The organism is Streptomyces sp. HUAS MS02 (genome assembly GCF_055702265.1).
Genome location: NZ_CM146747.1, coordinates 5,237,401 through 5,261,272, shown reverse-complemented (window position 1 = coordinate 5,261,272; position 23,872 = coordinate 5,237,401). Strand labels below are relative to the sequence as shown.

The window sequence follows — 23,872 nt, the reverse complement described above, 5'->3', positions numbered from 1 at the left end:
AACGTACGACGCACGCGTGACGATCAGGACACGAACGGTAATCGCCGCTCGTCAGACCGACCCTGAAAAAACCCTGAGACGAAAGTCGAGGCACCGGCATGCGCGCATTCATCGAACGGCTCTGTGAGGCACTGCTCCGCTGGGCCGCGCACAGGTCGTCGCCGTCCGAGGCGGAGGAGCCGCCGCAACCCGCTCCGCCGCCTCCGCCGCCCCGGAAGCCCGACGACATCTGGCCCTTCGAGTCGTACGACAACCTCGTACGGCCCTACGTCCTCAGCCCGGAGGAGCTCTACGTGTACGGCGTCCCGGACGAGGTGCTCGCATGATGGACGGCCTGCGCCTGCTGCCGTGGACCACCCCCGACGGCAAGCCCTGCTATCTCGACCCGGACACCGCGCGCCCCGGAGCCCTCTCCCTGCTCGCCGACAGCGTGGAGTCCTCCCAACTGGGGTCGGCCGAGGAGGTGTTGGCCGGGAGCAAGGCCGTACTCGGGGACGAGGCGGCCGGCGAGCGGGCCGTGCGGTTCGCGCTGACGCGGGCTGTGGAGTCCCTGGAGGACGTGGTGCGGATCGCGGTCAGCAGGGGGTGGCGGATCCAGCGCGTCGGCGACGGCCCCGAGAACCACCTCTAGGCGTCGGCGCCGGCCAAGGGGCCGACTACCTCGCGCCCCAGAGGCCGAGCGTGTTCGTCTCGCCGTCCGCCGCGCGTCGCAGCGCGTCCGTGGAGCCGAGCAGGGCGTGCGGGAGAAAGCCGGAGCGGACCCGCGGCTCCCACCCGTGGACCTGGACCGCGAGGGCGGCGAGCGCGAGCGGGCCGAGGGGCAGCAGGGTCCTGGGGGCGGGATCGGCTCCCACCTGCTCCCGGTGCTCGACGAGCCGGGCAGCGAGCGCCCTGTCGAAGGCGTCCCGGTCGCCGTCGAGGAGCACGCGGAGCAGGCGCTGATCCGGTGTCAGTGGTCCGGCCGCGTCCAGTCGCCGCGCGGCCTCCGCCCGCTCGTCGGCGCCCGGCTCGCACAGCGGCACGGTCGGCCAGTCACGGGGCAGATGCCCGGCGGAGGGCGTCAGATAGCCGCACAGCGCGTCCATCGTCGCGAGGTCGGCCGGGTCGGAAACCGAGTCCAGGTCGGAGTACGGCACCCCCTCGTGGATCGTGCGCGCGGCATCGCCCCGCAGCAGCAGGCCGATCACCCGCCGCCACTCCCACACCAGACCGCTCACCACGCACAGTTCGAAGGTCTCGACCCAGGTCGCGGCCGTGGGAGCCTCCTCGATGAGGCGGTGGAACTCGACGTCCTCGCTCGTGAGGTCCCGGCCGATGAGCGGGAAGGAGATCTCCTGGTCGCCCTTCGGGTAGCAGCCGACGTTCAGCAGCCCCAGCGAGCACTCCGCCGCCGTCCGCAGGGCCGTGCGTGCGTGATCGTCCAGCGCCGGGTCCTGGAGAGTGCGGGCGGCGACGTGGTCGAGCAGGTCGTCACGCATCTCCCGCATCGCGTTCAGGGAGTACGCGCCGTAGAACAGCCCGCGCCAGTACCTGAGGGTCCGCCCCTCGATGTCGTCGAGCGCCTCGGCCACCCGTCCCGCGCCGACCTCATGACACGCTACTTCCCGCACTGGCCGCCCGCCCTCTCCTGGTCTCCCCGACCGGACCCGACCCGGCACGCTAGCAGCGGGCATGCGCCCCGCTCACGGGCGGGGGAGGACCGGATCACCGCCACCCGCCACCACCACCGCCGCCGCCGTACGGTCGCCGACACAGCAGTGCCCCGCGTCCCAAGAGGAACACGGGGCACCCGCCCAGCTCGGTCCGGTCCAGTTCGGTTCGATCCGGTCCAGTTCGGTCCGGTCCGGTCCGGCTACTGGATGATCGTGATCCGGTTGGCCGCCGGCGGCGCGAGCGGGCTCGTGGCCGAGGAGTTGGCCAGCAGGTACTGCTCAAGGGCCGCCAGGTCGTCCCCGCCGACCAGGTCGTTCGTGCCCTGGCCCAGCGTCGGGAAGCCGTCGCCGCCGCCCGCGAGGAAGCTGTTGGTCGCGATGCGGTACGTGGCGGCCGGGTCGATCGCCGCACCGTTGAGCTTGACGCTGTCGACGACGATCCGGTCCGCGCCGGTCTTCGTCAGGTCGAGCGTGTACTTCAGGTTCGAGGACGGCAGCAGCACCTTCGGCGAAGCCGCGTTCGTGCCGCTCACCTGGTCCTTGAGGATCGAGATGAGCTGCGTGCCCGTGAAGTTCTGCAGGTTGACCGTGTTGGAGAACGGCTGGACGGTGAAGCCCTCGGCGTAGGTCACCACGCCGTCGCCCTCGGTGCCCTTGGCCGCGTAGGTCAGCGGAGCGCGCACACCACCGGGGTTCATCAGCGCGAGGTCGACCTCGGGGTCGAGCGTCTTGCCGTACCAGTACTGCGCGTCGGCGATCAGGTCACCCATCGGGGACTCGGTGCCGGCGTTGGGCACGTCGGCGGATATGTAGCCGATGGCGCGGTTGCCGATGGGCGCGGCGAGGGTGTTCCACCTGCTGATGAGGGCCGTCATGTCGGCAGCCTTCTCGACGTCACGGGTGACCACGTGGTTCGCGGAGTCCACGGCCGTACGGGAGATGTCGCCGGTCTTGCGGTCGTACGTCAGCGTGGTGTCGGTGTAGAGGCGGCCGAAGGACGCGGCGGAGGTGACCATGCGCGGCTTGCCGGCCGGGTCGTTGATGGTGCAGGCGTACGCGGCGTGCGTGTGGCCCGTGACCACGGCGTCGACCTTGGCCGTGATGTTCTTGGCGATGTCGACGATCGGACCGGAGATGCCGTCACCGGCGCCCGGCGAGTCGCAGTCGTAGTTGTACGACGTGGAGGCGGGGGCACCGCCCTCGTGGATCAGCGCGACGACCGACTTGACGCCCTGGCGCTCCAGCTCCTTGGCGTACTTGTTGATCGTCTTGACCTCGTCCTTGAACGTGAGGCCCTTGACGCCCTCGGCGGAGACGACGCCCGGGGTGTTCTCCAGCGTCACACCGATGAAGCCGATCTTGACGCCGTTCTTCTTCCACACCCAGTAGGGCTTCAGGAGCGGCTTCTTGGTCTTGTTCTCGATGACGTTGGCGGCGAGGTACGGGAAGTCGGCGCCCTTGAACTTCTTGCCCTTGACGTAGCAGCCGTCCGTCGGGTGGCAGCCGCCCTTCTGCAGGCGGGCCAGTTCCTTCGCGCCCTCGTCGAACTCGTGGTTGCCGACGCTGGTGACGTCGAGGTCGAGGCCGTTGAGCGCCTCGATGGTGGGCTCGTCGTGGAACAGGCCCGAGATCAGCGGGGAGGCACCGACCATGTCGCCGGCGGCGGCCGTGATCGTGTAGTCGTCGGCCCGGCGCGCCTCGCGCAGGTGCGTGGCGAGGTACTCGACACCACCGGCGTTGATCGTGGTGGTCGTCCCGTCCTCGTGCAGCTCGGTCACCCGGCCCGAGGAACCGGCCGGCGGCTCCAGGTTGCCGTGCAGGTCGTTGAACGACAGCAGCTGCACGTCCTGGTACCGGTTCGGCTTCTCCTTGCCGGTCTGCGTCTCACCGGCGCTCGCCGGGATCGCGGCGGCCAGCGCACCGACGGTCGCCAGCCCGGCCGCGACGGCGAGGATCCGGTTACGGCGGTTTCTGCGGTGCTGGGCATGGGGTGTGGCTGACATGTGCCCCCCTGGTTCGTATGGAAGTAAGAGAAACGTGAGACAGGCCCCGTCCGGCCGAAGCCTAGGGTCAACGCGCGTAGCGCGGCAGGGGGTTCATGGTTACGACCTGATTGCCGTCAGGGAGGACTGATAACAAAGGGGGACAACACCGCGCACCCGATGAGGCGCGGGGAACTGCGCGACCAGCCGCATTCAGGCCGCACCCGCGAGACGCCGGAACCGACCCACCCGGCAGGCGCCCCCCGCGGAGCTAATCTCGTACCCATGACCAGCGACGACACGGCCCAGCCCAGCGGAGCGCGCCGCATCGAGACAAGCCTGGACCTCACCCCCGACCAGAAGGCCGCCGTCCTCACCCTCGTCGACGAGGCCGCCCAGGTCGACGGCCAACAGGCGGTGTCCGAGCAGGGCCGCCTCCAACTCCGCGGCGGCCCCCGCGAAGGCGTGGCCCACCTCCTGCTCACCGTCGGCGACACCCTCGTCGGGTACGCCCAGCTGGAGGACAACGACCCCGTCGAGGCCCCGGCCGCCGAACTCGTCGTCCACCCCTCCCACCGCGGTCACGGGCACGGCCGCGCCCTCGGCTCCGCCCTGCTCGCCGAGTCCGGCAAGCGGCTGCGGGTCTGGGCGCACGGCGGCCACAGCGCCGCCCGCCACCTGGCCCAGGTGCTCGGCCTCACCCTCTTCCGCGAACTCCGCCAGATGCGCCGCCCCCTGGCCGACTTCGACCCGCCCGAGCCCGTGCTCCCCGACGGGGTCACCGTGCGCACCTTCGTCCCCGGCGCGGACGACGCGGCCTGGCTCGCCGCGAACGCGGAGGCGTTCGCCCACCACCCCGAGCAGGGCTCCCTGACCCAGCGCGACCTCGACGACCGCAAGGCCGAGCCCTGGTTCGACCCGGCGGGCTTCTTCCTGGCCTTCAAGGGAGAGGAACTGGTCGGCTTCCACTGGACGAAGGCGCACGCGGCCGAGCAGCTCGGCGAGGTCTACGTCGTCGGCGTACGCCCCGGCGCGCAGGGCGGCGGCCTCGGCAAGGCCCTCACCACGATCGGCCTGCGCCACCTCGCCGCCCAGGGCCTGCCCACCGCGATGCTCTACGTCGACGCGGACAACAAGGCGGCCGTGACCGTGTACGAGCGCCTCGGCTTCGTGACGTACGAGACGGACCTGATGTACCGCAGCGAAACCTGACACAGCCGCGCGCAAGCGGAGTTTTCCACAGGCGGGGGGCGGTGTGGTTGACACCGCCCCCTCTCTTGCACCACCCTTTCACTACTCAATTAGTGAAAGGGTGGTTGTTTCGAGTGGTCGAGTACCGCATCGACCGGCGCAGCGGTGTCGCCACCTACGTCCAGATCGTCCAGCAGACCAAACAGGCCCTGCGGATGGGGCTGCTGGAACCGGGCGACAAGCTCCCCACGGCCCGCGAGGTCGTGGAAGCCACCGCGATCAACCCGAACACGGTGTTGAAGGCCTACCGCGAACTGGAGCGCGAGGGCCTGGTCGAGGCCCGCCGCGGCCTCGGCACGTTCGTACGGAGGTCACTGGGGACCGCGCCCGTCGACTCCCCGCTGCGGGCCGAGTTGCACAGCTGGGCCGTACGGGCCCGGGAGACCGGGCTCGAACGGGACGACGTGGAGGCCCTCTTCACGTCCGTACTCGACGAACACTTCACGACCGACAAGCGAGAGCAGGGGGACCAGGCATGACGGGGACCGCGTTGGAAGCGGCCGCGCTCGGCAGGAAGTTCGGGTGGCGGCGGGCGAGCTGGGCGCTGCGCGAGTGCACGCTGCGGCTGCCGTCGGGGCGGGTGTGCGCGCTCGTCGGACCGAACGGCGCGGGCAAGTCGACCCTCCTGGCCCACGCGGCCGGACTGCTCGCCCCCACCGAGGGCACGATCAGCGTGCTGGGCACGACCCCGGCCGAGGCCCGCGAGCGCATCGCCTACGTCGCCCAGGACAAGCCCCTCTATCCCCAGCTGACCGTGGCCGAGACCCTGCGGCTGGGCCGCGAGCTCAACACCCGGCGCTGGGACTCGGCCGCCGCCGAGCGGGTGGTGGACGAGGGCGACCTGAACAGGAACGCGAAGATCCGTTCCCTCTCGGGCGGTCAGCGCACCCGGGTCGCGCTCGCCCTCGCCCTCGGCAAGCGGCCCGAACTGCTGCTCCTGGACGAGCCGATGGCCGACCTCGACCCGCTCGCCCGGCACCAGCTGATGGGCATACTGCTCGCGGACTCCGCCGAACACGGCACCACGGTTGTCATGTCCTCGCACGTCGTGGCCGAACTGGAGGGCTCCTGCGACCACTTGGCCCTGCTGGGCTCCGGGCGCGTCCGGCTCGCGGGCCCGCTGGACGAGGTCCTCGCCGCGCACACCCTGGTCACCGGCCCGGCGGGCGACCTCGCCCCGCACACCGTGGTCGAGTCCCGCACGACGGGCCGCCAGCTCACCGCGCTGATCCGCCCGCGTGGTCCGGTCGGCGGGGGCTGGCAGACAGCCGAGCCGACCCTGGAGGAGCTGGTCCTCGCCCATCTGCGGTCACCGGAGGCCCCGGGCCTGACGATCGACGACGCGGACGAAGCGGACGAAGCGGACGAAGGAAACACGGACGCGGACCACACCGACGGGGCGGACGACACCAACGGGGCCGAGACCCGGGGGGCGGCCGTATGAACACCACGACCACCACGGCTACCTCGCCCACCGAGACCACGGAGACCATCGGAACCGCTCGCTCCGGGGACCCCGCCCCGGCCATGACCCCGACCCGGGGGCTGATCCGGGCGACGTTCCGCGTGCACCAGTCGGCCCTGTGGTTCTGGGGGCTGCTGGTGGGCCTCGTCTCCGCCGGACTGGTGTGGGCCGCCGGACCGGGGCTCGACGCGGCCTGGACCGAGCAGCTCAAGAGCGGCTGCGTGCCGATCGACTACTGCTCGACAGGCCCCGCGTACTCCCTCTACGGGCTGGCCGCCACCCTCGGCCCCGCGGTCCTCACCATCACCCCGGCCCTGATCGGTGCCTGGGCGGGCGGTGCCCTGATCGCCCGTGAGCTGGAGAGCGGCACGGCCCGGCTGGCCTGGACCCAGGGCGTCGCCCCGGCCCACTGGCTCGCCGCCAAACTCGCGGTCCCGGCCGCCGTGATCGTCTCCGGGACGGTCCTGCTGACCCTGCTGAACCGCCTGGTGTGGTGGCGCGAGGAGCGGCTGCGGCAGGCGCTGGGGACCCGGGACTGGTTCGAGTCCACCGTCTTCGTCGCCCACGGGACCGTCGGCACGGCGTACGCCCTGCTGGGCCTGGCGGTCGGCGCTCTCGCCGGCCTGCTGCTGCGCCGCTCGCTCCCCGGGCTGGCCGTCGGTCTGGTCGGCACCGGTCTCCTGGCGGGCCTGCTCCAGTCGAACCGGCACCTGCTGTGGCCCGTGGACACCCTCGTCTCCAAGACCGCGGACCGGGACTGGAACGGCGAGCTGGTCGACCGCGGCTTCATCACCGGCACCGGTGAACGCGTCTCGGACCTGGCGTGCACGGACGACTCCTGCGGCCGGACCGACGCCGTCAGCTTCTACGCCGACTTCCACCCCTCCTCCCACTTCTGGCCCCTCCACCTGGTCGAGACGGCCATCGTCCTGACCGCCACCGCCCTGCTGATCTGGACGTCGTTCCGCCTGCTGCGCCGCCTTGCGGGAGGGGCCGTATGACGATCACGACCACCACACCGCCGACCCGGGCCCCCGTCGCCCCCGAAGGCCGACGCACGAAGCGGGACCTCCACGGACTGATCTGGCTGACCCTGCGCCTGCACCGCTCGGCGGCGCTGTGCTGGGCGCTGTTGATCGTCGTGGCCGCGGGGACGCTGCTCTGGGCGGCGGGGCCGGGCGTGGATGCCGCCTGGGCGGGCTACCACACGGAGAACTGCCGGGACACCGGCCAGATGAGCGTCGACTGCGACTTCGGCGCCCCCGCCCTGGAACGGTACGAGACAGCCGTCACCGTCGGTTCCTCGCTCATCAGCCTGGCGCCCCTCCTCGTCGCCCTCTGGGCCGGAGCCGCGCTGATCGGCCGCGAGCTGGAAACCGGCACGGCCCAGGTCGCGTGGACCCAGTCCGTCACCCCGGCCCGGTGGCTCGCCGCCAAACTCGCGGTCCCGGCCGCCCTGCTCACGGCGGGCACCCTTCTGCTCGTCCTGCTCCACCGGGTGATGTGGTCGGCGCACATCGAACGGGGCGGTGGACCGTGGTACTGGCAGGAGTACTACGACGAGTTCTTCGTGGGCAACGGCCCGCTCGCCGTCAGCCGCGTTCTCCTCGGCCTTGCCGTCGGTGCCCTGATCGGACTCCTCGTCCGCCGTTCGCTGCCCGCACTGGGCTACGGATTCTTCGCCATGACTGGTCTGGTGTACGCGCTCGCCCAGCTGCGCCCGTACCTCTGGCCGCCCGTCACCGTGACGACGACGGTGGAGCAGCGCGGCTCCGACCCCACCGGCCTCCTCGTCGACCAGGGCGCGCTCACCTCCGACGGCACCCGCGTCCCGGACCCCTGCCACACCTCCGCAGGCTGTGACAGCGTCCCCGACCTGGTCGGCTACTACACCGACCACCACCCGTCCTCCCACTTCTGGCCCCTGCACCTCATCGAGACCGGCATCGTCCTCGCCCTCACCGCCCTGCTGGTCCACGCCGCCTTCCGCCTGCTCCGACGCCGCACGGGCGGCGGCACGCCACAACGCAAGGGAGGAACGACATGACCACCACGACCGCGCCCTCCGACCTCGCCCGCGTCCGCCTCCGCGACATCGTCCGGACCGTACTGCGCCTGCACCGCCCGGCGTTGCTGGTGTGGGGTGCGTACGTGCTGGCCATGGCGGGGTGGATGCTCTGGCTGCGGATCGTCGTCCTGGACGACATACGGCGGGAGACGGCTGCGTGCAGGAGGAACGGCGGCTGCATCGACCTCGAATCCGTGCTGACGTACGACACGGGCATGAGCATGATCGGCACACTCGTCTCCTACCTCTGCTACGGCGTGGCCGCCTGGGCCGGCGCCTCGCTGACCGGCCGCGAAATGGAGCAGGGCACGGCCAGGCTGGCCTGGACCCAGTCGGTCACCCCGACCCGGTGGCTCACCGTCAAACTGGCGGTACCCGCGGCGGTGCTCGTCCTCGGCGCCACCGTCCTGGTCCTGCTCTACCGCTCCGCCTGGGGCACGGACCGGACCGTCATGGGCGACGAGTGGCACTACCCGGACCCGATGGTGAACCGCGGCCCGCTGCTCGTGGCGTACGCCCTGTGCGCGCTGGCCGTGGGCGCGCTCGCGGGCCTGGCCCTGAAGCGGGCGCTGCCCGCGCTCGCCGTTGCTCTCGGCTTCATCGTCTGGTTCCACGTGTACCTCGACCGGCGCACCGACGACCTGTGGCCCACCGCCCCGACCATGGAGACACGTCCGCCCTCCGACTTCTGGCCCCTGCACCTCATGGCCACCGGCGTCGTGCTCACCGTCACCGCCCTGGCCACGGTCGCCGCATTCTGGCTGGTGCGTCGCCGCACCCGCTGACGGCGCCGCAGCCCGAACTCCCGGCCCGGGCCCCGAACCAGGCACGCCCCTCCTACGGGGGGAGGGGCGTGCCGACGGCGTGCGGGCGGTGAACGGCGTGTGATCACGAGAAGGCGTGCGCCGGGGCGCCCCGCACGTGTCTCCGGAACCGGCGGTCCTCCCCCCGCTATCCCGCACGTAAGGTCTCCGTAACCGGCGATTCAGACGACCTTGCGACGCTTCCGCAATGAACCCCGTCGTGCCCGAGCCCTCGCCTCCCCCACGCAGCGGCCCAAGCAGCGGGAACAGTCCGGGGGACGACCCCAGCACGCCCGCGCCCGTCGCGCCGCACCACACCGCCGAGGCCGTCGACGTCATCGACGTCGTGGCGCGCATCGACGCCGACATCGCCGAGAACACCGCCGCGAACGCCTCCTCGCGCGTCCCCGCACTCCCACCGGCCCTGTCCGACGCGCCCGTGATGCTCGCGACGCGGAAGAATGGTGCCATGAGCCAGTCCAACGCCCAGGCAGCCCAGGTCCAGCACGCGCAGCCGTCCGTCGGCTCCATAACCGGCCACCGCCCCCACACGGTGTCGGCCGTGGTGTCCGACCTGGAACCCGACATCGACGCCGACCTCGACGCGTACGACGAGGACGAGCAGGGCGGCGAGAGGCTGCCCCAGGGCCGCTTCCTCGACCGGGAGCGCAGCTGGCTCGCCTTCAACGAACGCGTTCTGGAGCTGGCCGAGGACCCGGCCACCCCCCTGCTCGAACGAGCGAACTTCCTGGCCATCTTCGCCAGCAATCTCGACGAGTTCTTCATGGTCCGGGTGGCCGGGTTGAAGCGCCGCATCGCCACCGGCGTCGCCACCAGGTCCGCCTCCGGCCTCCAGCCCCGCGAGGTGCTGGAGATGATCTGGGCCCGCTCCCGCGAGCTGATGGCCCGGCACGCCGCCTGCTTCCACGAGGACGTCGCCCCGGCCCTGGCCGAGGAGGGCGTGCACCTGGTGCGCTGGAGCGAGCTGGCGGAGAAGGAGCAGGCCCGCCTCTTCACGCTCTTCCGCCACCAGATCTTCCCGGTGCTGACCCCGCTGGCCGTCGACCCGGCGCACCCCTTCCCGTACATCTCGGGCCTCTCCCTGAACCTGGCCGTCCGCGTCCAGAACCCGGTCACCGGCACCTCGCACTTCGCCCGCGTCAAGGTGCCGCCGCTGCTCTCCCGCTTCCTGGAGGCCTCCCCCGGCCGGTACGTCCCGCTGGAGGACGTGATCGGTGCCCACCTGGAGGAGCTGTTCCCGGGCATGGAGGTGCTGGAGCACCATGCCTTCCGGGTCACCCGCAACGAGGACCTGGAGGTCGAGGAGGACGACGCCGAGAACCTCCTCCAGGCCCTGGAGAAGGAGCTCATGCGGCGCCGCTTCGGGCCGCCGGTGCGCCTGGAGGTCGAGGAGAACATCAACCAGGAGGTCCTGGACCTGCTGGTGCGCGAGCTGAAGATCAAGGAGTCCGAGGTCTACCCGCTGACCGGGCCCCTGGACCTCACCGGCCTCTTCCGCATCGCCTCCCTGGACCGGCCGGAGCTGAAGTACCGCAAGTTCGTCGCCGGCGTCCACCGCGACCTGGCCGAGGTCGAGTCGGCGTCCGCGCCCGACATCTTCGCCGCCCTGCGCAACCGCGACGTGCTGCTGCACCACCCGTACGACTCGTTCTCGACGTCGGTGCAGGCGTTCCTGGAGCAGGCGGCCGAGGACCCGGACGTCCTCGCGATCAAGCAGACCCTGTACCGGACGTCCGGCGACTCCCCCATAGTCAACGCGCTCATCGACGCCGCCGAGGCCGGCAAGCAGGTCCTCGTCCTGGTCGAGATCAAGGCGCGCTTCGACGAACACGCCAACATCAAGTGGGCCCGCAAGCTGGAGGAGGCCGGCTGCCACGTCGTCTACGGCCTGGTCGGCCTGAAGACCCACTGCAAGCTGTCCCTGGTGGTCCGTCAGGAGGGCGACACCCTCCGGCGCTACAGCCACGTCGGCACGGGCAACTACCACCCGAAGACGGCACGGCTGTACGAGGACCTCGGCCTGCTCACGTCCGACGCACAGGTCGGCGCGGACCTCTCCGACCTCTTCAACCGGCTCTCCGGCTACTCGCGGCGCGAGACCTACCGCCGTCTGCTCGTCGCGCCCAAGTCCCTGCGCGACGGACTGATCGCCCGCGTCAACAAGGAGGTCCAGCACCACCGTGCCGGACGCCCGGCGCACGTCCGCATCAAGGTCAACTCGATCGTGGACGAGGCGCTCATCGACGCCCTGTACCGGGCCTCGATGGCGGGTGTGCCGGTCGACGTGTGGGTACGCGGCATCTGCGCCATACGGCCCGGCGTCCCGGGCCTGTCGGAGAACATCCGCGTCCGCTCCGTCCTCGGCCGCTTCCTCGAACACTCCCGGATCTTCGGCTTCGGCAACGGCGGCGAGCCGGAGGTGTGGTTCGGCAGCGCCGACATGATGCACCGCAACCTCGACCGCCGGATCGAGGCCCTGATCCGGATCACCGACCCGGCCCACCGGGCGGCGCTCAACCGCCTGCTGGAGACCGGTATGTCCGACACGACCTCCTCCTGGCACCTCGGTCCCGACGGCGAGTGGACCCGGCACTCGACCGACGCGGACGGACAGCCCCTGCGCAACGTCCAGGAGATGCTCATTGACGCCCGGAGGCGCCGGCGTGGCACAGCGACACCTTGACCCCACGAACACCACGGCCGCTCCCGCGGACGCCGTCGCCGGCTATCTGCGGGAGCGGGCCACGGAGTTCCTCCGCGCGCTGCGCACCCACCGGGAGAACGGTGGGGGCGCGGCATCCGGAGCCGAGGAGTCCACCGACGCGGCGCTCGCCCTGCGCCGCTCGGCCCGCCGCATCAGCGGCACGCTGCACACCTTCCGCCCCTTGCTGGACGCCGAGTGGTCGGAGTCCCTCCGCCCCGAACTGGCCTGGCTCTCCGGCACGTTGGGCCGCGAACACGCCTACGCGGCCCGCCTGGACCGCCTGGTCAACGCCCTGAACCGCCTGTCGGGCGCGACGCACCTCCCGGCGCAGACGGCAGTCGCGGCCCGCCCCGACACGGGTACGTCCCCGTCCTCCCTAGCTGCGGGCAATCGTGCCGCTGGGGCGGCACGGGTGGGCGCAGCGGCACCTCACACCGCCGAGCAGCGGAAACACCCCCCGGCCACCCCCGACCGCGGCAACCTCACCGTCGGCGCCGCGAAGGCCGGCGCCCTCCTGGACCGCCAGCTCACCCTCGCCCGCACCCGGGCCCACTCGGCGGCCCTCCAGGCCCTCGGCTCGTCCCGCTTCCACGCCGTCGCCGACAGCGTCGCCGTCCTCGCCAGCGAGGTCCCCCTCACCCCGTCCGCCGCCGCCATGGACCTCGGCCCGCTCGCCGCCGCCGCCCACGACCGCCTCCGCGACGCGGTCACCGGCCTCCCCCTGCACACCGCCGGCCAGCCCTACAACGGCGAGGCCCTCATCCACGGCCTCTCCCCGGACACCGCGCCCCACCCCCAGGACGCCCCCTGGCACCAGGTACGGCTGCTGCTCCGCCTGCACCGCTACGCCCTGGAGGTCCTGCACCCCGAGGCCGTCCCCGTCGACCTGCGCCTCCTCGCCGCCGGTGAGGCACTCAACCGCCACCGGGACGCCAGCGAGGCGGCCTCCGCGGCGGCCGCCGCCGCCCGCACCCCGCGGATCGCCCCGGCCACCGCCTACGCCCTCGGCGTCCTGCACGCCGACCAGCGCCACGAAGTGGAGGCGTCCCGGTTCGCGTTCCAGCAGTGCTGGCAGAAGGAGGCGGTGAGCACGTCATGACCGAGAACACCGACGCCGTCGTCCGGGCGGCCGGCTGCGTCCTGTGGCGCCACTCCCCCGAGGGCGGGGAGCTGGAGATCTGCCTGGTCCACCGGCCGAAGTACGACGACTGGTCGCATCCGAAGGGCAAGTTGAAGCGCACCGAGGACGCCCTCACGGGCGCGCTGCGCGAGGTCGAGGAGGAGACCGGCCACCGGTGCGCGCCGGGGCCCCGGCTGTCCAAGGCCCGCTACTTCGTCAACGGCCGCGCCAAGACGGTGAGTTACTGGGCGGCCGAGGCGACCGACGGCCACTTCGCGCCCACCGCCGAGGTGGACCGGATCGCGTGGCTGCCCCCGGCCGCCGCCCGCGACCGGCTGACCCAGCCCCGCGACCGGGAACTGATCGACGAGTTCCTGACGACCCTCCGCCACGCGTAAGAACGCCGCCACACACCGGCACACAGGACCGCCGCCCGCCCGGCTACACCCCGCTCAACGCGTGCCCCTCCGCGTCGGTCCGGGCCAGACTCCGCGCCCGCCGGGCCGGCCCGCGCCAGCCGCAGGTACAGCGCGCCACGCAGAAGCGCCCCTGATCGACGGTGGTCGTACGGTGCTGCTGCGGCGTCTCCGACTCGTCCTGATGCACCACACCGACAACGCTACCCAAGCGAAACACCCCCACGCCCCCAGCACCGAAGCGCCCACAACAGGCGGCGCCCTTCGAACCCCACAGGCCGAGGCGCCTTGAGCGGGCGAAGCCCGTGAAGGGGCGCGGGGAACTGCGCGACCAGCCCCCACCGAACCCGCACTCGCCCCACAACCGACCACCCCGAGCTCTGAGGCGCCCCCTCCCCCACACCCTCCCGGCGTGACGACCACCCCGGGCCGTCGTTATCCGAAACGACCACAGGAACCCGGCAAACCCGGCAGGGGATCGGCAGGCGATGGTGACGCGGCGGCACAGCAGGACGGGCGCGGCACTCGTCGCGGCGGGACTCATCGCCGGCGCGACCGGCGTCACCGGCTGCGCCCTGGGCGGCGTCACCGACGACCCCCTCCCCACCGACCCCGTCGACCTCATGCACCGCGCAGCCCCCGCCCTCGTCCGCGCGGGCAGCTCCAAGGCCCGTACGGAGATGGAGATGGCGACCGGCGGCACCCGGGTGACCATCCACGGCGAGGGCGTCTACGACTACGGCAGACAGCTCGGCCGCCTCAGAGTGCTGCTGCCGCACGACCCCGCCGGCCGCAGCGAACACCGCCCGATCACCGAACTCCTCGCCCCCGGCGCCCTGTTCATGAAGAACCGGGGCGCGGGCGTCCCCGCCGACAAATGGGTCCGCGTCGACACCGGCACCCTCTCCGACGGCAATCTGGTCACCGGCGGCGCCACCGACCCGTTCGCGGCCGCCGAGGTGCTGCGCGGGGCGCGTACGGCGGAGTTCGTCGGGGAGACCGAGGTCGAGGGCACCCGGGTCCGCCACTACCGCGGCACCGCCGACCTCACGACGGCCTCCCGCGCGGCCTCCGAAGGCAACAGGGCCCCGCTGCGCGCCGCCGCCAAGGGCTTCGCCACGGCCCGCGTCCCCTTCGACGCCTACCTCGACGACGACGGCCGCATCCGCAAGATCCGCCACCGGTTCAGCTTCGTCAACGGGGGCGGCCAGGGCACCGTGGCGGTCACCTCGACGACCCTGCTGTTCGACTTCGGCGTCCCCGTCGCCGTACGCCTGCCGCGGCCGGAGGACATCTACGCCGGAAAGATCGCGGAGGAGTAGCCCGCGGCGGCCCGGCACCCGCGGCAGCCCCCGGGCCGCACCGGACGGGGCGGAGGGCACCGGGCCGGAAATGGTCCGTTGGTGCCATGCGCGGGCTGTGGGCCGCTGCCTACCCTAGGAGTCGGTGACGGCAGAGAAGAGGTGATGCGCGTGGCTCCGGCAGGCGGTACGGCGGTTCAGGACCACGTGGCCCTCGCCGAGATCGAGCTCTGTGGCGACCTCATCATCGCGGCCTCCGCCACCGACGGCGACCGCCTCAGCCCCGACCGCATCGACGAGGTCCTGCGTGTCTGGGAAGAACGCGCCCACGAGGGCGAACCGCCCCGCTGAGGCCTGTCTGCGCACGCCCGACCGCTCCGCACCTCCCTGTCCCCTCCCTGTTCTCCCCGTCCTCGTCGCCGGAAGCCCGCACCCGGTGGCCGAAAAGCGCCCCCGTCGACGGGCCCCGGGCCGGTCGGCCCCTCAGGTCCGCAGCAGCCGCCCGATCGCCTTCGTGGCCTCCGCCACCTTCGCGTCGACCTCGGTGCCGCCCTTGAGCGCCGCGTCGGCGACGCAGTGCCGCAGGTGTTCCTCCAGCAGTTGCAGCGCGAAGGACTGCAACGCCTTGGTCGAGGCGGAGACCTGGGTGAGTATGTCGATGCAGTAGACATCCTCGTCGACCATCCGCTGGAGCCCACGAATCTGCCCCTCGATACGCCTCAGGCGCTTGAGGTGTTCGTCCTTCTGTTTGTGATACCCGTGGATTCCACGGTCGTGGTCGGTCACCACACCCGATTGGACACCCGGCGTCACACCCGGCTCCGCGCCCGGTCCCGGACCGTCCACGGCGGAGGGCACCTCGGCTCCGGCCCCTGTGGTCGTCATCGCAGCCTCCAGACATATACCCCTACCGGGTATATCGTATCGAACTTTGGCGGGTATACGCCCTGCGGGCAGCCCCCATGTCTGCCCGTCTCCCTGATGGGCGACACTGGGGGACGGCCCATTAGCCGTGGCCGGATGATGCGCCTAGCATCAGCCTGACCGAAACCCATGCATACCGAGGACCCCACGTGCGCTTTCGTCTGACCCCCAGGGAGACGAGCTTCTACGACATGTTCGCCGCCTCCGCGGACAACATCGTCACGGGCTCGAAGCTCCTGATGGAACTGCTCGGGGCGGACGCCTCCGCCCGGGCCGAGATCGCGGAGCGGATGCGGGCAGCGGAACACGCCGGTGACGACGCCACACACGCGATCTTCCACCAACTGAACTCCTCGTTCATCACGCCCTTCGACCGCGAGGACATCTACTCCCTCGCGTCCTCCCTCGACGACATCATGGACTTCATGGAGGAGGCCGTCGACCTGGTCGTCCTCTACAACGTCGAGGAACTCCCCAAGGGCGTCGAGCAGCAGATCGAGGTCCTGGCGCGCGCGGCCGAACTGACGGCCGAGGCGATGCCCAACCTCCGCACCATGGACAACCTCACGGAGTACTGGATCGAGGTGAACCGACTGGAGAACCAGGCGGACCAGATCCACCGCAAGCTCCTGGCCCACCTCTTCAACGGCAAGTACGACGCCATCGAGGTCCTCAAGCTCAAACAGATCGTGGATGTGCTGGAGGAGGCGGCGGACGCCTTCGAGCACGTGGCGAACACGGTGGAGACCATCGCGGTCAAGGAGTCCTGAACCCTTCATGGACACCTTCGCTCTGGTCGTGACCATCGGCGTCGCGCTCTTCTTCACGTACACCAACGGCTTCCACGACTCCGCGAACGCGATCGCGACCTCGGTGTCGACCCGTGCCCTGACACCCCGCGCGGCCCTCGCGATGGCCGCGGTCATGAACCTGATAGGAGCCTTCCTCGGCAGCGGTGTCGCCAAGACGGTCAGCGAGGGTCTGATCTCCACGCCCGAGGGCTCCAAGGGGATGGGCATCCTCTTCGCGGCCCTGGTCGGCGCGATCACCTGGAACCTCATCACCTGGTACTTCGGTCTCCCGTCGTCCTCCTCCCACGCCCTCTTCGGCGGCATGGTCGGCGCGGCCCTCGCCGGCGGCACGACGGTCTACTGGTCCGGCGTGCTGGAGAAGGTCGTCATCCCGATGTTCGTGTCCCCGGTGGTCGGCCTGGTCGTCGGCTACCTGGTGATGGCGGGCATCATGTGGATCTTCCGCCGCGCCAACCCGCACAAGGCGAAGCGCGGTTTCCGGATCGCGCAGACCGTGTCGGCGGCCGGCATGGCGCTCGGCCACGGTCTCCAGGACGCCCAGAAGACGATGGGCATCGTGGTGATGGCCCTGGTCATCGCGGACGTCGAGGACTACGGCGACCCGATCCCGATCTGGGTGAAGATCGCCTGCGCGGTCATGCTCTCCCTCGGCACCTACGCGGGCGGTTGGCGCATCATGCGCACCCTGGGCCGGAAGATCATCGAACTCGACCCGCCGCAGGGTTTCGCCGCCGAGACCACCGGCGCGTCGATCATGTTCATCACGGCCTTCATCTTCAAGGCCCCCATCTCCACGACCCACATCATCACCTCGGCGATCATGGGCGTCGGCGCCACCAAGCGCATCAACGCGGTCCGCTGGGGCGTCGCCAAGAACATCATCCTCGGCTGGTTCATCACGATGCCGGCGGCGGCCCTGGTCGCCGCGACGAGCTTCTGGATCGTGAACCTGGCGTTCCTCTGACCGCACGGCGTCCGCCCGCCCCTCCTCACCCCGTGAGGCCGGGGCACACGGACCTGCGCCACGCCGACCTGTTGCCAGGTCGTCCGGCGCAAGCCCGTCGGAGGCAGAGCTGCGGACCCCGACCGGGCCCGTGGCCCTGAGCAGCTGTTGTCGTTCCGAATCTGAGGGCGGTGTTTTCGCTGGTCAGGCATAGGGCCGGTGAATCGGTGGGAGTGGTGGCGTGTTGTGTCGTCGCTCCCCGGGAGGTTGCGGATGCCGTCGGTCGTCGGACTGCTGGAAGAGCACGAGCTCGCTGCTCGTCGTCGGGTCGACGGGTTGCGTGAGGAAGCCGATCGCATCCAGGCCGAGTTGGCCGCGGCCGAGCTGGAATGGCAGGAGTGGGTGATCGCTCGCAGGCGAGTGGGCACGGTCTTGGCTCCGGACGGCGGCGGCATCACTGATGAGAAGGCCGCCCCCGGCCCGCGGGACGTGGACGTGCGCTCGGCGCCCGGACAGGCGGCGCAACCGAAGTCGCAGGTGCCGGTGTGGCGTGAGGGACTGGCCCGGTCGGTGCTGTCGGTGGACTATCAGCGCATCCTTGAGGCCCTGGCGGACCGACACCGGCTCCATCAAGGGCCGCTGACCTGCCAGGAGTTGGCCACTTTGTTCGGCCTGGATGCGGTGCCGGCCAAGGTGGAGGCGCTGCGGTCGAAGGCGAAACGCCTGGTCGCGCGGGGCTGGTTGGCCGAGCGGCAGCCGGGCCGGTTCACCCTCGCCCAGGGCCCGGCCGGGCAAGGCGGCGCGTCATGAGCAGGGTCATCGACCAGTAGACCATCGCTTCGGCGCCGGTGGTGCGGCGCTCGAAGTCGCGTGCCAGGCGGCGACTGCGCATCAGGTGGGCGAAGAACCGCTCGACGATCCACCGCCTGGGCAGCACCACGAAGCCGCGCATGTCGTCGCTGCGTTTCACGATCGCCAGGACCAGCCCGAGCGTGGCCAGGCAGTACTCGATGAGACTGCCGGTGCAGCCGACGTCGGCCCAGACCAGCGCGAGACGGTGGTGCGCGTCGGCGACCTGCGCAAGCAGCACCTGGGCGGCGATGCGGTCGCCGGTGTCCGCGGCGGTGACCATCACGCCCAGCAGCAGGCCGAGGGTGTCGACCACGACGTGCCTCTTGCGGCCGTCGACCAGCTTGCCGCCGTCGAAGCGGCGGCTGTCGGAGCCGACGACGCCGTCCGCCTTGACGGACCGCGAGTCGATCACACCCGCACTCGGCTCCGTGTCGCGGCCCAGCCTCTCGCGGACCCTGGCCCCGGCCCGCAACGGCCCGGCTCAGCAGCCGTCCCGGTCAGAGAGGTTCGCCTCGATCCGGTTGAGCAGGGCCAGGAACTGACCGCGTTCGTCCTCCGTCAGCCCGGCGAGTGTGGTCTCCTCCAGCTCGCGCCACACCCGCTCGATCTCGTTGAGCAGGTGCGAGCTGGTGTCCGTCGCCTCGACCAGGACCGCGCGCCGGTCCTCCGGGTCGGGCAGCCGCCGTACGTGACCGGCCTGCTCCAGACGCTGGAGCATCTTGGTGACGGTGGAGGGATCGAGGTCGAGCAGCTTGACCAGGTCCGACTGGCGGGCAGTACCGGTGCACCCCAGATGGATCATGACCAGTTCCTGGCCGGGGTGGAGCCCGAGGCCGCGCAGCAGCCCGGCGGCGTTGTGGCGATGCAGTCGGAAGGTCCGGAAGAGGGCCTGGCTCACCGGTCCGTTGCGCTCCGAATCCCAGGTCTCCATGGCGGCCATCTCTCCTCGGGGTCGGTGGGAAGTTTACTCAGGCAATGTTATTTGGTCGGCCAAGTAATGCGCTATGGTGGCCGTCGGCTCAATTATTTGGCCGACCACATAAATTACTTGGGAGTACGCGTGACCAGCGCCTTCGACCCGATCCACCTCTCCGGCATCCCGCTCGCCAACCGGCTCGTCATGGCGCCGATGACCCGCAGCCGGGCCTCCGAGGGCGGACTGCCCACGGCCCTGACGGCCGAGTACTACGTCCAGCGCGCCTCCGCCGGGCTCATCGTCACCGAGGGCATCCAGCCCTCCGTCATCGGGCAGGGCTATCCGCGCACGCCCGGTCTGCACTCCGCCGAGCAGGTCGCCGCCTGGCGGGAGGTCACCGACGCCGTGCACCGGGCCGGCGGCCGCATCTTCGCCCAGCTCATGCACACCGGCCGGATCGGGCACCCGTCGCTGTTGCCGGACGGTCTGATCCCGGTCGGGGTCTCCCCCGTGGCGGCCAAGGGACAGATCTACACCGTCGAAGGCTTCAAGGAGGAGATGGTCGCGCCCCGCGAGCTGACCGGCGACGAGATCCTGGCCACGGTCGACGACTTCGCGACGGCGGCCCGCAATGCCGTGGCGGCCGGTTTCGACGGGGTGGAACTCCACGGCGCGAACGGCTACCTGATCCACCAGTTCCTCGCCCCCGGCTCCAACCACCGCGACGACGCGTGGGGCGGCTCGGTCGAGGGCCGCATCCGGTTCGCCGTGGAGGCCGCCCGGGCGGTCGCCGCCGAGATCGGCGCCGGACGCACCGGCATCCGCATCTCGCCCGGCAACCCCCTCAACGACATCCACGAGCCCGACCCGGAGCCCACGTACACCGCGCTGGTCACCGAACTGGACCGGCTCGACCTCGCCTACCTGCACGTCCTGGAGTTCGACAGCAAGGTGCGGGAACTGACCGTTCAGCTGCGCAAGCAGTTCAGCGGCGCACTCATCCTCAACCCCGCGACCGACGGCCCGACGGGCCAGGACGCCCTCACCCTGATCGAGGAGGGCGTCGCGGACCTCATCGCCTACGGCCAGCTCTTCCTGGCCAACCCGGACCTGCCGGCCCGGCTGCGTTCCGGCGGCCCCTTCAACGAGGCCGACCGCACCACGTTCCACGGCGGGGACGCGCGCGGGTACACGGACTACCCGGCACTGTGACGCCCGAGCGCCGACCGGCCGTCAGCGGACCGGGCCATGTTCTCCCGTAGCTGCCACGAAGTGACAAGTAGCTCTCTGTAGTCACGGTGACGCTCGGTCAGGGAGAGTGAGGCTGGGTCCGGGGGACTTCTTCGGCTTGGAGGGCAGCGAAGTCGGGAGCCCCCAAGGCGCCCCGAGCCGACCGCGACCGACCCGATCGCCAACCACCTCGCGCCGCCGGGCAGGACCCGGCGCCCCGGCCCGCTCCACCGCCCCGGCCCCGGCCCCGCCGCCGGCTCCCCGACGAGCGCCCCCAGATGGCAGTCCCTCCGCCGCACCAAAGCCGACGGGCCCGCCCCCGGGAGCCGGGGGCGGGCCCTTTATCTACCTCGCGGCGGCACCGCCATGCAGCGCCGCGAGGGGTCTTGGGGAGTCGGCGGCCGGAGCTTCGCCGGCGCCGGCTCAGCCGAAGCGGCCGGAGATGTAGTCCTCGGTGGCCTGGACGGACGGGTTGGAGAAGATCCGCTCCGTGTCGTCTATCTCGATCAGCTTGCCCGGCTGCCCGACGGCCGCGAGGTTGAAGAACGCCGTGCGGTCGGAGACACGCGCCGCCTGCTGCATGTTGTGCGTCACGATGACGATCGTGAAGCGCTCCTTCAGCTCACCGATGAGGTCCTCGATGGCGAGCGTCGAGATCGGGTCCAGCGCGGAGCACGGCTCGTCCATGAGCAGCACCTTCGGCTCGACCGCGATCGCGCGGGCGATGCACAGCCGCTGCTGCTGACCACCGGAGAGCCCGGAGCCCGGCTTGTTGAGGCGGTCCTTGACCTCGTTCCAGAGGTTCGCGCCCTTGAGGGACTTCTCGACGATCTCGTCCAGCTCGGACTTCTTCTTGCCGCCGACCAGCTTCAGGCCCGCCGCCACGTTGTCGTAGATCGACATCGTGGGGAACGGGTTCGGGCGCTGGAAGACCATGCCGACCTCACGCCGCACGGATACCGGGTCGACCCCCGCGCCGTACAGGTTCTCGTCGTCGAGCATGACCTTGCCCTCGACGCGGCCGCCGGGCGTGACCTCGTGCATCCGGTTCAGGGTGCGCAGGAACGTGGACTTGCCGCAGCCGGAGGGGCCGATGAAGGCCGTCACCGTGCGGGGCTCTATGGCCATCGAGATGTCCTCGATGGCGCGGAAGGAGCTGTAGTAGGCGTTGAGGCCGCTGACGTCGATTCGCTTGGCCATGTGGATCACTGCTTCTTTCGCGAGGAATTCGCGGGGAATTCGGGGGTCTGGTCGCTGGGTGGCCGCGTCAGCGACCGGTCTTCGGCGCCTTCCAGCGGGCGATGCCGCGGGCCGCCAGGTTCAGGATCATGATGAAGGCGATCAGCGTCAGCGACGCCGCCCAGGCACGGTCGTACGCCGCTCCGGAGCCGCTGCTCTGCTGGAACTGCAGATAGATGTACATCGGCAGCGAGGCCTGCGGGTCGGCGAAGGGGTTCGCGTTGATGTAGTTCGAACCCCACACCAGCAGCAGGACCGGAGCGGTCTCACCGGCGATACGGGCGACCGCGAGCATCACACCTGTCGTGATACCACCGATCGCGGTCGGCAGCACGATTTTGAGGATGGTGCGCCACTTCGGCACGCCCAGCGCCAGCGAGGCCTCGCGCAGCTCGTTCGGGACGAGCTTGAGCATCTCCTCGGTGGAGCGGACCACGACCGGCAGCATCAGGATGGTCAGCGCCATCGCGCCGGCGAAGCCGGAGGGGCCCATGCCCAGGATCAGGATCCAGGTACTCAGGATGAACAGACCCGCGACGATCGACGGGATGCCCGTCATGACGTCGACGAAGAAGGTGACGGCCTTGGCGAGCCGGCCCCGGCCGTACTCGACCAGGTAGATGGCGGTCAGCACGCCGATCGGCACGGAGATGACGGCGGCGATGCCGACCTGCTCCAGGGTGCCGAGGATGGCGTGGTAGATGCCGCCGCCGGGCTGGGAGGTCGCGACCACACCCATCGAGTGGGTGAGGAAGTAGACGTCGAGGACCTTCACACCGCGGCTGACCGTCTCCCAGATGAGGGAGGCCAGCGGGAGCACCGCGAGCAGGAACGCGACCCAGACGAGGCTGGTCGCCACCCGGTCCTTGGCCTGGCGCTTGCCCTCGACGCGCGCGGCGATGGCGAACGAGCCGAGGACGAAGAGGATGCCGGCGATCAGGGCCCACTGGACCGAGCTCTCGAGACCGGCCGCGGCGCTGATGCCGAGGCCCAGGACCACCGAACCGGCGGCGACCGCCCAGGGGAACCACTTGGGCAGGGACGCGGCACGCAGGGTGCTCGGGCCCTTCGGGGTGAGAGTTGCGTTGCTCATGCGTTGGCCCCCGAGAACTCCTTGCGGCGGGCGATGATCAGCCGGGCCGCGCCGTTGACCAGCAGGGTGATGACGAACAGGACCAGACCGGAGGCGATCAGGGCGTCCCGGCCCATCTCGGTCGCCTCGCTGAACTTGCTGGCGATGTTCTGGGCGAAGGTGCCGCCGCCCGGGTCGAGCAGGCTCAGGTTGATCTCGAAGCTGGACGACAGGACCATCGCCACGGCCATGGTCTCGCCGAGCGCGCGGCCGAGGCCGAGCATCGAGGCGGAGATGACACCGGAGCGCCCGAAGGGCAGGACCGCCATGCGGATGACCTCCCAGCGGGTGGCGCCGAGGGCCAGCGCGGCCTCCTCGTGCATCTGCGGGACCTGGCGGAAGACCTCACGGCTCACGTTGGTGATGATCGGCAGGATCATGATCGCGAGCAGGATGCCGACGGTGAGCATCGAGCGGGGGGCGCCGCCCTGCCACTCCAGGATGCCGGTCCAGCCGAAGTAGTCGTTCAGCCAGCCGTAGAGCCCGTCGAGCTGCGGTACGAGGACCAGGATGCCCCAGAGGCCGTACACGATGGACGGCACGGCGGCGAGCAGGTCGATCACGTACGCGATGGGGCCGCCCAGCTTGCGCGGGGCGTAGTGCGTGATGAAGAGCGCGATGCCGACCGCGACCGGGACCGCGATGGCCATCGCGATGACCGACGAGACGATGGTGCCGAAGGCCAGCACCGCGATGCCGAACACCGGCGGGACGCCGGTGGGGTTCCACTCGAAGGTCGTGAAGAAGTTGGCCTCGTCCTTGCTGATCGCGAGCGCGGCCCGGTAGCTGAGGAACACGGCGATGGCCGCCATGAGCACCAGCAGGAAGACGCCCGATCCGCGGGACAGGCCGAGGAAGACCCGGTCGCCGGGGCGCGTGACGCCACGCTCGGCTCGCTTGTCCACGGCGCTCTCGGAAGTCGGTGGGGTGGGGGGTGCGGGAGTGTCTTTGATCGATATGTCCATCAGGTTCTCCGGTCTGCGGAGCCGTCGTGCGGGCGGCGGCTCGGGGCGGAGCCGCCCGCGGTGGCGGGAGAACTCC

The 23,872-nt window shown here is 70.9% G+C and carries 26 protein-coding genes; 17 read left to right on the top strand and 9 right to left on the bottom strand.

Annotated elements, in window-relative coordinates:
* Positions 1 to 98: 98 nt before the first annotated feature.
* Both ACZ9QC_RS22605 and ACZ9QC_RS22600 read left to right on the top strand, forming a co-directional pair.
* A complete protein-coding gene (locus tag ACZ9QC_RS22605; protein WP_472914783.1) occupies positions 99 to 326 on the top strand; it encodes a hypothetical protein in 228 nt (75 codons plus the stop codon).
* Complete coding sequence (locus tag ACZ9QC_RS22600; protein ID WP_472914782.1) at positions 323 to 631, top strand: hypothetical protein; 309 nt, start codon at positions 323 to 325, stop codon at positions 629 to 631. Before ACZ9QC_RS22605 ends, ACZ9QC_RS22600 begins: the two co-directional genes overlap by 4 nt.
* Before the next feature lie 25 nt (positions 632 to 656).
* Here ACZ9QC_RS22600 and ACZ9QC_RS22595 read toward each other — a convergent pair whose 3' ends face one another.
* Together ACZ9QC_RS22595 and ACZ9QC_RS22590 are read right to left on the bottom strand one after the other, a co-directional pair.
* Positions 657 to 1,610, bottom strand: coding sequence for an immunity 49 family protein (locus tag ACZ9QC_RS22595; RefSeq protein ID WP_472914781.1), 954 nt, complete (start codon positions 1,608 to 1,610; stop codon positions 657 to 659).
* 242 nt (positions 1,611 to 1,852) lie between these two features.
* Positions 1,853 to 3,655, bottom strand: coding sequence for a bifunctional metallophosphatase/5'-nucleotidase (locus ACZ9QC_RS22590; RefSeq protein WP_472914780.1), 1,803 nt, complete (start codon positions 3,653 to 3,655; stop codon positions 1,853 to 1,855).
* A gap of 264 nt (positions 3,656 to 3,919) precedes the next feature.
* On the opposite strand from ACZ9QC_RS22590, the gene mshD reads away from it, so the two are divergent.
* From mshD to ACZ9QC_RS22545, 9 genes are all read left to right on the top strand, one after another.
* Positions 3,920 to 4,846: a mycothiol synthase gene (mshD, locus tag ACZ9QC_RS22585; RefSeq protein WP_472914779.1), complete on the top strand. Its 927-nt coding sequence runs from the start codon at positions 3,920 to 3,922 to the stop codon at positions 4,844 to 4,846.
* 113 nt (positions 4,847 to 4,959) lie between these two features.
* Entirely contained in the window at positions 4,960 to 5,364 is a 405-nt protein-coding gene (locus ACZ9QC_RS22580; RefSeq protein ID WP_472914778.1) for a GntR family transcriptional regulator, read from the top strand.
* Positions 5,361 to 6,329: an ABC transporter ATP-binding protein gene (locus ACZ9QC_RS22575; protein WP_472914777.1), complete on the top strand. Its 969-nt coding sequence runs from the start codon at positions 5,361 to 5,363 to the stop codon at positions 6,327 to 6,329. Before ACZ9QC_RS22580 ends, ACZ9QC_RS22575 begins: the two co-directional genes overlap by 4 nt.
* Positions 6,326 to 7,351: an ABC transporter permease gene (locus ACZ9QC_RS22570; RefSeq protein ID WP_472914776.1), complete on the top strand. Its 1,026-nt coding sequence runs from the start codon at positions 6,326 to 6,328 to the stop codon at positions 7,349 to 7,351. Before ACZ9QC_RS22575 ends, ACZ9QC_RS22570 begins: the two co-directional genes overlap by 4 nt.
* The gene (locus tag ACZ9QC_RS22565; protein ID WP_472914775.1) at positions 7,348 to 8,397 is read left to right on the top strand and encodes an ABC transporter permease; all 1,050 of its coding nucleotides are present in this window, start codon (positions 7,348 to 7,350) and stop codon (positions 8,395 to 8,397) included. Before ACZ9QC_RS22570 ends, ACZ9QC_RS22565 begins: the two co-directional genes overlap by 4 nt.
* A complete protein-coding gene (locus tag ACZ9QC_RS22560; protein ID WP_472914774.1) occupies positions 8,394 to 9,203 on the top strand; it encodes an ABC transporter permease in 810 nt (269 codons plus the stop codon). Before ACZ9QC_RS22565 ends, ACZ9QC_RS22560 begins: the two co-directional genes overlap by 4 nt.
* 487 nt (positions 9,204 to 9,690) lie before the next feature.
* Entirely contained in the window at positions 9,691 to 11,925 is a 2,235-nt protein-coding gene (locus tag ACZ9QC_RS22555) for an RNA degradosome polyphosphate kinase (protein WP_472921764.1), read from the top strand.
* Complete coding sequence (locus ACZ9QC_RS22550) at positions 11,906 to 13,045, top strand: CHAD domain-containing protein (protein WP_472914773.1); 1,140 nt, start codon at positions 11,906 to 11,908, stop codon at positions 13,043 to 13,045. Before ACZ9QC_RS22555 ends, ACZ9QC_RS22550 begins: the two co-directional genes overlap by 20 nt.
* Positions 13,042 to 13,464, top strand: coding sequence for an NUDIX hydrolase (locus ACZ9QC_RS22545; RefSeq protein ID WP_472914772.1), 423 nt, complete (start codon positions 13,042 to 13,044; stop codon positions 13,462 to 13,464). The genes ACZ9QC_RS22550 and ACZ9QC_RS22545 overlap by 4 nt, the downstream gene beginning before the upstream one ends.
* A gap of 43 nt (positions 13,465 to 13,507) precedes the next feature.
* Here ACZ9QC_RS22545 and ACZ9QC_RS22540 read toward each other — a convergent pair whose 3' ends face one another.
* Positions 13,508 to 13,675: a hypothetical protein gene (locus ACZ9QC_RS22540; protein ID WP_472914771.1), complete on the bottom strand. Its 168-nt coding sequence runs from the start codon at positions 13,673 to 13,675 to the stop codon at positions 13,508 to 13,510.
* Positions 13,676 to 13,970: 295 nt separating this feature from the next.
* Between ACZ9QC_RS22540 and ACZ9QC_RS22535 the strand changes: the two genes are divergently transcribed.
* Both ACZ9QC_RS22535 and ACZ9QC_RS22530 read left to right on the top strand, forming a co-directional pair.
* Positions 13,971 to 14,804, top strand: coding sequence for an SCO4651 family lipoprotein (locus ACZ9QC_RS22535; RefSeq protein ID WP_472914770.1), 834 nt, complete (start codon positions 13,971 to 13,973; stop codon positions 14,802 to 14,804).
* 144 nt (positions 14,805 to 14,948) lie between these two features.
* Entirely contained in the window at positions 14,949 to 15,134 is a 186-nt protein-coding gene (locus tag ACZ9QC_RS22530) for a hypothetical protein (protein ID WP_467339168.1), read from the top strand.
* A gap of 132 nt (positions 15,135 to 15,266) precedes the next feature.
* Here ACZ9QC_RS22530 and ACZ9QC_RS22525 read toward each other — a convergent pair whose 3' ends face one another.
* Positions 15,267 to 15,668, bottom strand: coding sequence for a metal-sensitive transcriptional regulator (locus ACZ9QC_RS22525; protein ID WP_472914769.1), 402 nt, complete (start codon positions 15,666 to 15,668; stop codon positions 15,267 to 15,269).
* A gap of 188 nt (positions 15,669 to 15,856) precedes the next feature.
* On the opposite strand from ACZ9QC_RS22525, the gene ACZ9QC_RS22520 reads away from it, so the two are divergent.
* The 3 genes from ACZ9QC_RS22520 (at position 15,857) to ACZ9QC_RS22510 (ending at position 18,272) form a co-directional block, all read left to right on the top strand.
* Positions 15,857 to 16,477 (top strand): DUF47 domain-containing protein, encoded by a 621-nt coding sequence (locus ACZ9QC_RS22520; protein ID WP_009326469.1) that lies wholly within the window; start codon positions 15,857 to 15,859, stop codon positions 16,475 to 16,477.
* 7 nt (positions 16,478 to 16,484) lie between these two features.
* On the top strand, positions 16,485 to 17,483 hold the full coding sequence (locus ACZ9QC_RS22515) for an inorganic phosphate transporter (RefSeq protein WP_230217123.1): 999 nt from the start codon (positions 16,485 to 16,487) through the stop codon (positions 17,481 to 17,483).
* A 252-nt stretch (positions 17,484 to 17,735) separates the two neighbouring features.
* Positions 17,736 to 18,272, top strand: a complete 537-nt coding sequence (locus ACZ9QC_RS22510; RefSeq protein ID WP_472914768.1) for a hypothetical protein — start codon at positions 17,736 to 17,738, stop codon at positions 18,270 to 18,272.
* Here ACZ9QC_RS22510 and ACZ9QC_RS22505 read toward each other — a convergent pair.
* Together ACZ9QC_RS22505 and ACZ9QC_RS22500 are read right to left on the bottom strand one after the other, a co-directional pair.
* Complete coding sequence (locus ACZ9QC_RS22505; protein WP_472914767.1) at positions 18,229 to 18,726, bottom strand: transposase; 498 nt, start codon at positions 18,724 to 18,726, stop codon at positions 18,229 to 18,231. The two genes, ACZ9QC_RS22510 and ACZ9QC_RS22505, sit on opposite strands and share 44 nt — an antisense overlap.
* A 69-nt stretch (positions 18,727 to 18,795) precedes the next feature.
* Entirely contained in the window at positions 18,796 to 19,245 is a 450-nt protein-coding gene (locus ACZ9QC_RS22500) for a MarR family winged helix-turn-helix transcriptional regulator (RefSeq protein ID WP_420802715.1), read from the bottom strand.
* A gap of 129 nt (positions 19,246 to 19,374) precedes the next feature.
* On the opposite strand from ACZ9QC_RS22500, the gene ACZ9QC_RS22495 reads away from it, so the two are divergent.
* Positions 19,375 to 20,442 carry an alkene reductase gene (locus ACZ9QC_RS22495; protein WP_472914766.1) on the top strand — a complete coding sequence of 356 codons (1,068 nt, stop codon included), beginning with the start codon at positions 19,375 to 19,377 and terminating at the stop codon, positions 20,440 to 20,442.
* A 441-nt stretch (positions 20,443 to 20,883) separates the two neighbouring features.
* Here the strand turns inward: ACZ9QC_RS22495 and pstB are convergent, their stop codons facing one another.
* The 3 genes from pstB to pstC all read right to left on the bottom strand — a co-directional run bounded on the left by pstB (position 20,884) and on the right by pstC (position 23,796).
* On the bottom strand, positions 20,884 to 21,660 hold the full coding sequence (gene pstB, locus ACZ9QC_RS22490) for a phosphate ABC transporter ATP-binding protein PstB (protein ID WP_037726303.1): 777 nt from the start codon (positions 21,658 to 21,660) through the stop codon (positions 20,884 to 20,886).
* Between the two features lie 67 nt (positions 21,661 to 21,727).
* Entirely contained in the window at positions 21,728 to 22,792 is a 1,065-nt protein-coding gene (pstA, locus tag ACZ9QC_RS22485; RefSeq protein WP_472914765.1) for a phosphate ABC transporter permease PstA, read from the bottom strand.
* Positions 22,789 to 23,796, bottom strand: a complete 1,008-nt coding sequence (gene pstC / locus ACZ9QC_RS22480; RefSeq protein ID WP_472914764.1) for a phosphate ABC transporter permease subunit PstC — start codon at positions 23,794 to 23,796, stop codon at positions 22,789 to 22,791. Before pstC ends, pstA begins: the two co-directional genes overlap by 4 nt.
* Positions 23,797 to 23,872 lie beyond the last annotated feature (76 nt).